The organism is Candidatus Zymogenaceae bacterium (assembly GCA_016931225.1).
Classification (GTDB): Bacteria; Desulfobacterota; Zymogenia; order Zymogenales; family Zymogenaceae; genus JAFGFE01.
Genome location: JAFGFE010000024.1, coordinates 1 through 12,125, shown reverse-complemented (window position 1 = coordinate 12,125; position 12,125 = coordinate 1). Strand labels below are relative to the sequence as shown.

Here is a 12,125-nt window from a genome sequence, read left to right as displayed (position 1 = left end):
AGACGTATGAGAAGTTTCGTGGTGATCGGTCTTGGGAAGTTCGGCTTCAACGTCGCCAAGACCCTGTACCAGCTGGGGCAGGAGGTGACGGCCATCGACATGGACAAGGAGGTCATCCAGCGCATCCAGGATCATTCCAGCCAGGCGGTGGTGACCGACGCCACCGTGTCGGCGAACCTGACGGCCCTGGGGGTGGAGGACGCCGACGTGGCGATCGTGAGCCTCGGCGAAAAGATGGATGCGTCTATCCTCGTCTCTCTGCACCTGAAGGAGCTGGGATTGAAGGAGATATGGGTCAAGGCCATCAGCGAGGACCACGGGAAGATCCTCAAGCGCCTCGGCGTGACCGAGGTTATCCATGTGGAGAAGGACATGGCCCATCGAGTCGCCCATAACCTCTCCCGGCCCAACGTCCTGGACTATCTCCCGGTATCGGAGGGATACAGTATCCAGGAAACATCGGTTCCCCAGGCCTTTACGGGAAAGAGCCTTTTGGAACTCAACCTGAGGAAGCGCTTTGACATCAATGTCATCGCCATCAAGGAGCTGGTGCCCGAACGCCTGGTGCTCAACCCCGAGGCGGATTTCGTTCTAAAGGACAGCGACATCATGGTCATTCTGGGCCGCGACCAGGACCTCGACAAGCTGAAAAACCTGTAGCCCACTCTCAATTCATTCAACACACACCGTCCTTTCCGGACGGCGGACATCATACCATCGTGACACACTCAGAGCGTATTCTTTCACATCTCAACGAAACCCAGAGGCGGGTGGTGACCATGCCCGGCGGCCCTATTTTAATACTGGCCGGGGCCGGCAGCGGCAAGACCAGGGTACTGACCCACCGCATCGCCTATCTAATCGAAAACGGCACACCTTCCGACCGCATACTGGCCGTCACCTTTACCAACAAGGCGGCCCGGGAGATGAAAGAGCGGGTGCTGAGTCTTGTGCCCGATCGATCGGGAGGGATGTGGCTTTCGACCTTCCACTCCTTCTGTCTGAGGGTTCTCAGGATTGAGGCGAACATCCTCGGGGTCAACCCTGATTTCGTGATCTTCGACGACGCCGACCGCCGCTCCCTGTTGCGCCGGTGCCTGAAGGAGCTGGAGATCAACGAAAAGTTCCTCAGCCACCAGCTCGCAGGCTACTACATCGAGCAGGCGAAAAACAAGCTGGTTACACCCATCGCGTTTCTCGATCAGGCCCGGGATCCGATGACGGCCCGGATCGGGAAGGTCTACACACGATACCAGCGCGAGTTGGAAAAATCCGGCGCCATGGACTTTTCCGATCTCATCATGCAGACGGTGAGGCTGTTTGATGAACACCCGGAGGTGCGGGCCGGATACCAGGAGCGGTTTCTCCACGTGCTGGTGGACGAGTATCAGGACACCAACACCGCCCAGTACGAGCTGGTGCGGCGGCTTGCGGCCCTCCACGGAAACCTGTGTGTCGTGGGTGACGACGATCAGTCCATCTACCGCTGGCGGGGGGCGGATCTCAACAACATCCTGGATTTCGAACGGGATTTCCCCGGCGCCGTTGTGGTGAAGCTCGAGCAGAACTACCGGTCGACGAAGAACATCCTCGCCGCCGCGAACTCCGTGGTGGAAAAGAACCTGGGACGAAAGGGGAAGACCCTCTATACCGAGAACGACACGGGGGAGCCGGTCGTCTATGCCGAGGGGGAGGACGAGCACGCGGAGGCCGCCTTCGTGGTGGAGACCATTGATGATCTGATCTCCGGCGAGGAATACGATCCGGCCGACTTCGCCGTGTTTTACCGGACAAACGCCCAGTCGAGACTGTTCGAGGACGCCCTGTTGTCCGCCCGGATAGCGTACCAGGTGGTGGGAGGTGTCCGCTTCTATGAGCGTCAGGAGATAAAGGACGTCCTGGCGTACCTGAGGCTCTCCGCATCGCCGAGTGATGTCGTCAGCTTTCTCAGGGCGGTGAACACCCCTCCCCGGGGGGTGGGGAGTAAAACCATCGAGCGGCTGGAGCGTATCGCATCTGACGCCGACGTGGGGCTGTTCAGCGCGTGCAAACGGGCTTTGGCGGAAAAGACGATAGCCGGAAAAGCGGCTCAGGGAATTGCGTCGTTTCTCAATGCCGTCGAGCGGGTGTCTGTGGCGGGCGGCCCGTACGAAGCGGTCATGACGGCCATAAACGAATCCGGTATTCTCGATCATTACCGATCCCAGGGGACGGTGGAGGCGGAAGGAAGGGTGGACAACCTGAGGGAATTCGCCACGGCGGTCAGCGAGTACGAGGAACAAAATCCCGAGGCCGGGCTGATCGATTTTTTGGACCAGGTGGCTCTGGTCAGTGACGTTGATGAAATGGATGAGAGAATCGGCCGGGTATCGCTCTTGACCATACACAGCGCGAAGGGCCTTGAGTTTCCGGTGGTTTTCCTGGTCGGTATGGAGGAGGGGCTGTTTCCCCACAGCAGAACCCTGGAATCCCAGGACGATATCGAGGAGGAGCGGCGGCTCTGTTACGTCGGAATGACCAGGGCGAAGGAGAGGCTCTACACGACGTCGGCCCGGCGCCGGAGGGTGTTCGGCTCCCAGAGATTTAATGCTGTATCGAGATTCATCGGTGAGATCGACCCCGCATACCTGAAATATGAATCTTCCGGCACTCACCTGTGGGGGAGGGATGACGGAGAAACGTGGGAGAGCACTCCAAAAAGTTACGGCGGAGATCTGGTGATAGATCGATCCTACGCCCAGCGGGACATGACCGTCGACGACTACTTCTCGGACGATACCGGCGGCGGGGGTGGTTATATAATCGGCGGGCGCATCCGGCACCCGGAGTTCGGTATCGGCGTCATCAAGGGGATCGAGCCCCAGGGGGATCGATACAAGCTGACGGTGTTGTTTTCCGGCATCGGCATAAAGAAGGTGGTCACCGGCTACGCTCCCATCGAGATACTATCATAAAAAAGAGATCCCCCATCGATCAATTCGCCGGCCCGGCGGTGCCTTTTTACCCTTTCTTGCCCCATGGCTTGACGGCGGAGATAAACACCGCGGCGATGAGAATCACGGTCTGAACGCCGCCCCAGAGGGTGTGGCGAAAAAGCAGGATATGAAATATCCGTTCGGACGAGGCCGCCGCCCTGAGGGTATCGGCCAGCGCCGTCAGCTCGTTGACCCAGGGTCCGAGAAAAAAAGTGCCGAAGAGAATCGTCGAGAGTGTCACCACCCACTTGACCGTCACCCACCGATACGTGAAAAAACCCCAGGGAGTCAACAGGCTGATCAAAAAACCGGTCAGGAGCGTCCCCAGTGCCGCCGGTATGATGATCGCATCATCGATCAGCTTTATACATGCGTTCACGGCATAGAGGATATCGCCGTTGGCCTGCACGCCGGTGTTCAGTGAAAACAAGCGAAGAGTCGTTAAGCTGACGGCCGCCCCCACCCATGCCGATGCAAAAAACATATGCGTTCCGTTGAGCCATTTTCTGCCTGCGGCTCCGATCCGTTTCATGAAGAACTCCTGTATCGGAAAATGCTCGATGTTCGATTGTGTATCGGGCTGATATAACGTGCGCTTACCGGTCTTCTTCAAGGAATGTCATGCGCCATCCCACGAATCGTTCGCTGAAGACATCAACCTCCTCCCCGGGCATGGGCCGCTTGACGGGACGAATTCCCACCCATACGATGCCGTGTCTGAAATATTCCCGGGGCGCCGCCTCCCGATTCAGCTCGACTCCCAGGTAATGCGCCGAGTCTTCGTGACCGCAAAAGCTGACGACTTCATCTGCGGTTTCAATGGCCTTGACGACCTCTCTCAGCCGTATCCCTTCAATGACGACGGTGAGCCGTTCCCCCGCCTCAAGGGGCGGGAAAAAGGGCGCGGATCCGACGATGATGCGTCTTTTTTTCGTCTCTTCCATATTTTTTTACTGTATCGAATTGATCACCCTGCACCACGACATCCGGAGGCGGTACCGGGTCATCAATGTTCCCCCGCCGAGCGCTTCACTACAGGCATATGACGGCCGGTAAATCATCGCCGCTTTCGCTCGATTCACCGGCCGTCTTGTATCCGTATGAATGGTATTCAGAACTATTCGGTCAGGGCGTTCAGTTCGTCGACGGTCATGTCCGGCTCGTAGATGCCGGCGCCCACCTGATAGGGCTGTCCGTCCACGCTCACAATGTACGAGATTTTCCGTCGGTATTCCTGGTTTCCCTCGGCGTCCATGGTATCGGTGGGCCTCCAGTATTCAACCCAGCCGCCGTTCGGCTTGCCCGCCTCCTCGCACAGGGCGAGGTTGTATTTGAAGCCGTTCACATCCTCCCGGGATCCCAGCTCCACACCGACGAGATCGTTGTTCGGATGGGCGGCGATGACTCCCGCATCGCAGTCGAATACAAACACATACGTGCCGCCCCAGACCCAGGGACCGTCGGCCTGGTTGAATGCGCTCAGGCCCTCTTCTCCGTTTTCCGCCAGGAACGCCGCGGCCTCTGTGACCTTGTCGACGACGTCCTGCGGAGTCACCGCGTCCTGGGCGATTACGAAGGAGGAAAAAGCAAGCATAAGGATACATATAATGAGGATCATTCCCTTTTTCATGTCCACCTCCCGATAAAAAAATGACATTGGGGTATACTATATCTTGATTATACGAATAAGGCAAACGCTTTTATGCACGGGAGAGGTGTTCCGGAAAAAGGAAAAATAATAAAACCGTTTTGATACCCATTGTCATGACCCCGCACCGAAGCGCACGTTCTTGTCCTTTTTTGTGTACGGTCGGTCATCCATCCGATCATAACACCGAAAATCGTACCCACCGTATACTAAAATCGGAAGTTACCATTTGACTTGAGAGAAAACGTAATAGTTTTTTGTAGTTTTTGTTTACGCAAGGCCCGTTTCTGTGCTATAAATATATGCAGACGGCGTGCTCTCATGACTGTGGCGTTTTGTGCGCCTGTCTGACGTATGCGCGGAGGCGGTTTTACCCATGTGCGACTATACAACGAACTACTTCGATCTGACAAAGGAAAAATACGTTTCCTATCAGTGTCCGCACAAGGCAATGCCGAAGAAAGATCCCTCCGGCGAATCATTCTGCATATTCCACAGCACCAGCGAAAAAAAGAACACAGACGACTTTACCAAAGAGCTTTTGAAGTTGTACAAAACCGGCGAACACCTGTTTGTCGGATTTGTATTCCCTGCGGATTTCTCTTTTCCCGATTTCACCCGGGAGGCTGAAGGGGACGGCGTACTGACGTTCATCAATGCTGCGTTCTCCAAGGCCACCTTCCTCTGTCCGGTTCAGCTTTCCGGCGCCCGGTTTACCGGAGAGGGCGGCGCGAATTTTATCGAGGCGGCCTTCCTGTCCGACGGCGGCGTCAATTTTTCCGGGGCGCACTTCACCGGTGACGGCGGCGCGAATTTCAGAATGGGACGATTCGAGGGCACAGGTGCCGTTAATTTTTCCCGGACGGAATTCACCGGCAGCGGCCGGGTTGATTTTACCTGGGCGAAGTTCACCGCCGAGGGGGGGGCGGACTTCAAGCTGGCGGATTTTTCGGGCGCCGTCATCGTTGACTTCCATTTCGCCGAATTCGACGGCAAGGGAATCCATTTCAACGGAACCCGTTTTTTGGGCGACGGCGGGGCGAATTTTTCCCTGGTGCAGTTTCGGGGCGGCGGCGTAGCCGATTTCGGCGGCGCCAAGTTCCAGGGCGCCGGCGAGGCGAATTTTTCCCTCTCGACGTTTTCCGCCCGGAGCGGCGTCAATTTCAGCAAGGCCAATTTCTCCTGCGACGGCGGGGTGAATTTTTCCATGGCCCAGTTTACCTCGAAGGCGAAGAACGATTTTTCCGGCATGGTCGTTGAGGGGAGCGGCCAGGCGAACTTTTCCAAGGCCCAGTTTCTGGGAGATGGGGCGGTATTTTTCAAAAATCCGGATTTCGCCTGTCAGGGCGGCGTCTCCTTTTCGGGATCCCAGTTCTCCGGAACCGGCAGGACCGTCTTCGAGGGGAGGATATTCTGGCCCGGCGTCTGGGGGGAATTTACAGACATCCTGTTCGAGCACCCGCATCGTGTCACCTTCGAGCGGGTTGACCTGGGGCGGTGTCGATTCCTGCGAACAAACCTTCAGGGCATACATTTTGTCGATGTTACCTGGAACGGGCGATCATACGGCTCCTCATACGCCCCGGGAAGGATGAAGCTCTTCGACGAGCTGTTTCAGCACCGGGGGAGATTTGTACGGCACCTGGCGGGATTCATTCAGGGCATACCGATTTGGGACGGTATCCGGCGCGCCCTTGAACGGGTTATGCCGGAGTATTCCGTTGACAACCAGATACTCTCATCTCCGGTGAAACGGGGGCTTTTTCGTTTGAGAAACCGGCTTCTGGTTCTGACAGCACCGAAAGAGGATAACCACTGGGACGTATACGGCCTGTACAACCAGATGGGCCAGAACTACATATCCGCCCATCGATATCACGACGCCGGGGACTTTTTCGCCGGCTCCCTGGAGATGCGCCGTCGGGAGGCGGGGGAAAAACCGTGGTCCAGGATTGTATTGCGGCTGTATCGCCTCTTCTGTCTCTACGGCGAGCGGCCGTTTCGCGCCCTCCTCTGGGCGGCGGCGGTGGTGGCGCTGTTCGGCCTGGTCTTCTTGAAGATCGGTATCGCGCCGGAGGGTGTCGATCCCATCACGTATCCCAACAATATCACCGCGGAAATAGTGGAGGGGCCCGACAACAGATCGATCATCGTCCTCAATCCCATGGCGGAGCCCGTCCCGTCATATCTCCCTGGAGGAATGATCAAGTATGAGGGATTCGGCAATGGGGTGCTCTTCCTGGATGGTTTCCTCGGGGATTACAGTGCGGGTGTCTCGGTGGTGTTTTCCCTCTTTTTCAACAGGGTCATCAACCATTCATACAGCGTGATCGATCCGGTTCTCGGCTCGTTCGCGTTGACCTGTGAAATACTCCTTCTCCTGATGTTCCTCGGATTATTCCTTGCCTCGTTTATCAGGAAATACCGCATGAGCGGCCGTTGATCGATTCCTTCCCCGGCGACGGCCCGCCTGTCCACTCCATTCGTTTCGTTGAGGAAATTTTTAGCGATCGGTCGGTATATCATGTTTCGTCCGGCGGGGGAGGGTACCTCCAGACGGGACGGGTGGAAGCATCGAATAATGTGCGCGCGATTCGATCGCTTCAAATTCGGATCGGAAGGGCTTGGCAAGACTGTTTTTCACCGGTTACGGTCGGGGTGATACGAAGGAGATCTCCTCACCCAGCGTGCGGTATGACCACTCTGTTTTTGGAGTTACGATTCGGGTTGCATTTTGCACAGGTTCGAGTACAATAGATTGTTTACTTCCATTGTTTTTTGAATATCCCGCACGAGCGGGGGTGGGACGGGGGAACGGCCTTTCGCTATGAATCTTGATGATGTTGACATATTTACACGACAGGGGGCGGTTTCCGCTTCGCTGATCCCCGGCGCACGCCGTGTCATCCCCGGGGGATCGTACAACGGGCACGTGGGTGATGCCGTCTTCGTGGACCTGGTCGCGGGCGTGCTTGCGGTGGCCGATGGTCCGGACAAGAATCCCACCGCGTCGTCCCGGTTTTTGAAGCGCTTCATCGCGGAAGTAATAGATGTATGCTGTGCGGGAGACGCGCGGATCGCTGTCGGGGATCGGTTTGACGACATCGTCACCAGGACGAACGAGCTGGTCAAGAAATCCGACTATCACGACAGCACCACATTTTCGGCGCTGATCTTCGGCTCCGACGGGCAGACGATACTCCTTCACACCGGCGACAGCCTCGTATACGCCCTCTCGTCGGACACCGGCGAGGTGACGCAGCTTTCCCACACCAACCATTTTCTTATCGGCAGATCGCCGCATCTTTTTCAAACGGAGCTGATATCCCTCGATGATCGGAGTATCGTTGTGCTTTCCACCGACGGGATCACCGATCTCGCCCGATCCCACGGGCTGAACACCGCGGATTTCATTACCCGACATGTGGCCCTCCCCCAGGATATCGGCTGTCCCCATCGGATTTCAGCGAGGATCGTGGCTTTGGTCGAATCGGCGCATTCCCGCTTCGACGATATCGGTCTTGTGGTGGCCCGGCCCGCCATGATGAACACGGAAGATGTGAACCGGAACGAGGGGAGGGCGCTCCTGATGGATAGAATCCTTTCCAAGCGAGCCGGTTAAGAGTTGATCTGCGATCATCGATCGGTGGGCGGATCCGCATTCTCCAGCCAGAGAGAGATGTTTCGGTCGTGGGCGATGATCGAGAGGATGAATAACGCCTCTTCATATTCGGCCGTCCGCGTCGTCTCATCATCGCTTAAAAAGGCCGCCACCAGCCGATCGCGGGCCGCCTCCTTGGCGCTCATGAGGGATCGGTAATAATCGATCGTCTCCCTCGCCTCCTCGCCCGACGATTCATACAGGATGTCGATGGGATCGATGTAGACGTCGTCGACGGAGACGCCCAGGTGAAGCTGCGGCGAGACGGCGTTTCCGCTCGTGCCGGTTATGCCCAGGACGTCTCCCCGCTTGATCGTGTCCGGGCCGTCGTACGGTTCATCCAGGTGGATATAGATGGTCTTGACACCGGAGCCGTGGTCGATCTTCACGTAGTACCCCGCCGTCTTGGTCGTGCTGTTGGCGATGATCCGGCCGTCGGCCATGGCGCGGATTTCCATTCCCTCCCCGTAAAAGTCCAGCCCCCGGTGGCTTCTCGGCTTTCCCAGAAAATCATCCCTGACCGCCCCGAACCAGGGAAGACCGTCCCGTACCAGGTCCCGGGGCATGGCGCCCAGGGAAATGTCAAGGAGCTCGCGCGTTTCCATATCCGAAAACGGTGCGGTGAGGGTGACTCCCTGTACGCTTCCCCAGGTTTCGAGAGGAGGTGTCTGTTGGGCGGATGCGAAAGAAAAGAACACCACCGCTGCTCCCAGCCCAATGAGCACCGAAAGCCGATGTCTACTTCGAGGTGTCATCTTTGTCTTCCGCCATGTAGATGGTCCTGATGGGGAACGGTATCTCGATGCCTTCCTGGTTGAACCGGCGGTGGAGCCGCTTTGCGAACTCGTGTCGGAGCAGGTATTGGTTGGTGTACTCTTGAGTGCGCATCACAATGTTGAAGTTGATGGAAGAATCGCCGAATTCGTTGTAGCGCACCAGGGGTTCGTACTCCGGCACCCCCCCTTCTACCTCTTTCATCACCTCCCGGGCCACCTCGATGGCCACCCGCTCAACATGCTCCAGGTCACTGTCATACGCAACACCCACCGGCATGAGCACGGACATCTCCTGCTGGGGCTTGTGGTAGTTCGTGATAATCGATGTGGAGAGCTTGGAGTTGGGCACGATGATCATGTTGTTGGAGATGGCCCGGATAACGGTGTAACGCCAGGAGATATCGGTGATGTATCCCGCCTCGCCGCCGGAGAGCTCGATGTAGTCCCCGGGCTTGATCTGGCCGGAGATGATAATCTGTATCCCGGCGAATACGTTGGAGAGCGTATCCTGCAGCGCAAGGGCCGCCGCCAGGCCGCCGACGCCCAGGGCGGTGAGGAGCGGCGCGATGGAGATACCCAGGGATTGAAGGATGATGAGCACCCCGATGATGATCACAATCCCGTAAATGACATACGTCAGTATCGAAGACGAGGGAAACTCCCCCTTGATGCGGTTGCTGTAAAACTGGGTCAGACCGACGGCAATCCGGGCCGCGACGATCGTGATCGCCAGGATGAGAATGACCAGAAGCGCCTTGTTTGCGATGATGCTTGTTTTCTCCGGGAGGTCGAAGTACGCCAGGGCGCCGTAAATGCCGCCCACCACGAAGAAGAGGACGGTCACGCCCTTCAGTGACTGGACGAGAAAGTCATCGACCTCCCAATCGGTCCTGCTGACGAATTTGTTTATCTTTTTGAGGATGATTTTTTCGAAAATGATCCCCAAAACAAGCCCTCCCACAATAAACAGAGCGGGGGGAAGCCAGGGGAGTATGGTAAAAAAACCGGTCACGTCGTTGAGGATGTTTTGAAACAGCATTTACCAATCCTTTGTGTACATGTTCTCGTGTGACGGCGACTGGAATGTGAGGGCGTGGATCGCCGCCGTCTTGATTTTAAAATAATATATCATTCTATGTCTTTTAACGATGAAAGTCAACGGGCGAGGCGAATCCAACCGGGGCGAAATGAGAGACTATCCGCATGCCGTGCAATAGAAACACAATACGACATGCTGATTCCGGTGTATCCCCGAAGGGAGGAAGTTTATCCCTCTTGGTCATTCATCTTTTGATTTTCATCTGGAAAAGACGTCCGCCGTTTGATACAATAGCACCCGCTTTGTAACGGAAGCCATACTCGCACGAACACACGAATCGGGAGGACGTATGGACGAGAAAATAAAAGATGGGATGTTCCAGGCGTACATCGGTGAGGCGAAGGCGGTTTTGAGGCTTCGTCTCTTCGCCGAAAAGGCGAGAGAGGAGGGTTACGACCAGATGGCGAAGCTCTTTGAGGTGATCGCCTTTTCCGAGACCATCCACGGCGCCCGGGTGCTGAAGTATCTGAAAGAGATCAAGAGCACCGAGGAGAACCTGCAGGAGAGCTTCGAATCAGAAACCAAGGTGGCGGGAGTTGCCTACGACAACCTGATACAGCTGGCATCAAAAGTGGAGGACAAGCGTGCGTTGACGATCTTTTCCCAGTCCCGGGACGTGGAGGAGGTGCACGCCAAGCTCTACAAGGAGGCCATGGGGCACCTGATGGAGGAGGAGGAGACCACCTACTACGTCTGCACCGTCTGCGGCTACGTTTCGGACGGCGTCCTGCCGGAGAAGTGTCCGGTGTGCGGGGTGCCCAAGGAGAAGTTCAACGAATTTGCGTAGGAAAGGGCAGGGATTGTTGAGACGGGGAAGGGATTGTAAGCCGCCTGATAAGGCGGCTTTTTCTTTCGTGTTTATTCATAATGGTTGAGTATAAAGTGTGTTATACTTGATGCAGTGTTTAAAATGATGGTTCTCTTATGAGCAACACGAAAAAGAAGCATCATTACGTACCAGTATTCTATTTAGAATACTTTATTGACCCATACAAGGGTAAGGATACGTTGTGGGTCTATGATAAGGAAAAAGAGGAAATAAGAAAATCTACACCACTAAATGAAGGATATAGAAAATATTATCATGCTATAACTTTACCTGATGGCACACGCGATACGAATACACTTGAAGATGAGTTTAGTGTTATTGAGAGTGAAACAAAAAAGTTTTTTAACAAAATCTGTAGCACAAAAGAACTAAAAAAAATCAGAATTACTGATAAGGAAAGAAAAATATTTTCACGATTTCTTGGTTTAACTGCAGTTAGAACACCGCATTTTAGATCAGGGCTCGAAGAGAGTTGTTATGAACATATGAACATGACTAACCGTATAGTTGCTCAAGATGAAAAAAAATATGATAAGTTTAAAAAAAGTTTTGAGGATGATTTCGGTGAAATAGAGGGATTTCCTTCTTTTAAAGAATTCAAAGAATTTGTTGTAAGTGGTCATGAATTATCTCTCAAGAGTGAGGATAGCTTGATATTGGGTTTAAAAAAGGCAGGTTATTACTCAGCACTATTTTATATGATGAATTGGACTTTTATTGAGGCGAATAGTGAGAAATTCTTTACTTCAGATAGTCCGTTATTTTATAAAGTTCCTGATAGAAATAGTTGGTCCCTTGATCCTGAAAGATTGAAAAGTCAGAATGTGATAGCTACATTTCCTATGACGCCCAGTATTGCATATAGAGGTGAGTTAAAAGGAATTGCTCACTTCAAAACAAGCAACAAGGTTACAAGAGATCTCAATTTTGGGACAATGGTAAATACAGAAAGGTTTGTATATTCATCGATTAAATCAGAGAGATTACTGAAATATATTGTCAAACACAAAGGAAAGAGAATTAAGATGTATTGGCCTATTGAATGCTATGAATTGCGGTAGTCACGAGTTGTGTTGACAGTTTGCCTTCCTGCAAGACGGTTCTACTATACTACGCTACGCTTTCCTCGGCTACCGT

Annotated in this window: 11 protein-coding genes; 6 read left to right on the top strand and 5 right to left on the bottom strand. The window is 54.5% G+C overall.

Annotation, left to right across the window (positions count from 1 at the left end; all coding sequences use genetic code 11):
• Positions 1–6 precede the first annotated feature (6 nt).
• Entirely contained in the window at positions 7–660 is a 654-nt protein-coding gene (locus JW885_10135; GenBank protein ID MBN1882519.1) for a TrkA family potassium uptake protein, read from the top strand.
• A gap of 59 nt (positions 661–719) precedes the next feature.
• Positions 720–2,954: a UvrD-helicase domain-containing protein gene (locus JW885_10130; protein MBN1882518.1), complete on the top strand. Its 2,235-nt coding sequence runs from the start codon at positions 720–722 to the stop codon at positions 2,952–2,954.
• Positions 2,955–3,000: 46 nt separating this feature from the next.
• Here JW885_10130 and JW885_10125 read toward each other — a convergent pair whose 3' ends face one another.
• The 3 genes from JW885_10125 to JW885_10115 form a co-directional block, all read right to left on the bottom strand.
• Positions 3,001–3,507 carry a hypothetical protein gene (locus tag JW885_10125; protein MBN1882517.1) on the bottom strand — a complete coding sequence of 169 codons (507 nt, stop codon included), beginning with the start codon at positions 3,505–3,507 and terminating at the stop codon, positions 3,001–3,003.
• Between the two features lie 64 nt (positions 3,508–3,571).
• Positions 3,572–3,919, bottom strand: coding sequence for a hypothetical protein (locus JW885_10120; protein MBN1882516.1), 348 nt, complete (start codon positions 3,917–3,919; stop codon positions 3,572–3,574).
• A 173-nt stretch (positions 3,920–4,092) separates the two neighbouring features.
• The gene (locus tag JW885_10115) at positions 4,093–4,605 is read right to left on the bottom strand and encodes a cache domain-containing protein (protein MBN1882515.1); all 513 of its coding nucleotides are present in this window, start codon (positions 4,603–4,605) and stop codon (positions 4,093–4,095) included.
• A gap of 394 nt (positions 4,606–4,999) precedes the next feature.
• On the opposite strand from JW885_10115, the gene JW885_10110 reads away from it, so the two are divergent.
• Together JW885_10110 and JW885_10105 are read left to right on the top strand one after the other, a co-directional pair.
• Complete coding sequence (locus JW885_10110) at positions 5,000–7,066, top strand: pentapeptide repeat-containing protein (protein MBN1882514.1); 2,067 nt, start codon at positions 5,000–5,002, stop codon at positions 7,064–7,066.
• A gap of 384 nt (positions 7,067–7,450) precedes the next feature.
• Entirely contained in the window at positions 7,451–8,245 is a 795-nt protein-coding gene (locus JW885_10105) for a SpoIIE family protein phosphatase (GenBank protein MBN1882513.1), read from the top strand.
• Between the two features lie 14 nt (positions 8,246–8,259).
• Here the strand turns inward: JW885_10105 and JW885_10100 are convergent, their stop codons facing one another.
• Both JW885_10100 and JW885_10095 read right to left on the bottom strand, forming a co-directional pair.
• Positions 8,260–9,039 carry a M23 family metallopeptidase gene (locus JW885_10100; GenBank protein ID MBN1882512.1) on the bottom strand — a complete coding sequence of 260 codons (780 nt, stop codon included), beginning with the start codon at positions 9,037–9,039 and terminating at the stop codon, positions 8,260–8,262.
• Positions 9,023–10,099: a mechanosensitive ion channel family protein gene (locus tag JW885_10095; GenBank protein ID MBN1882511.1), complete on the bottom strand. Its 1,077-nt coding sequence runs from the start codon at positions 10,097–10,099 to the stop codon at positions 9,023–9,025. The genes JW885_10100 and JW885_10095 overlap by 17 nt, the downstream gene beginning before the upstream one ends.
• Positions 10,100–10,448: 349 nt before the next feature.
• On the opposite strand from JW885_10095, the gene JW885_10090 reads away from it, so the two are divergent.
• Both JW885_10090 and JW885_10085 read left to right on the top strand, forming a co-directional pair.
• Positions 10,449–10,946 carry a rubrerythrin family protein gene (locus JW885_10090; protein ID MBN1882510.1) on the top strand — a complete coding sequence of 166 codons (498 nt, stop codon included), beginning with the start codon at positions 10,449–10,451 and terminating at the stop codon, positions 10,944–10,946.
• 137 nt (positions 10,947–11,083) lie between these two features.
• Entirely contained in the window at positions 11,084–12,049 is a 966-nt protein-coding gene (locus JW885_10085) for a DUF4238 domain-containing protein (protein ID MBN1882509.1), read from the top strand.
• The last annotated feature ends 76 nt before the right edge of the window (positions 12,050–12,125 follow it).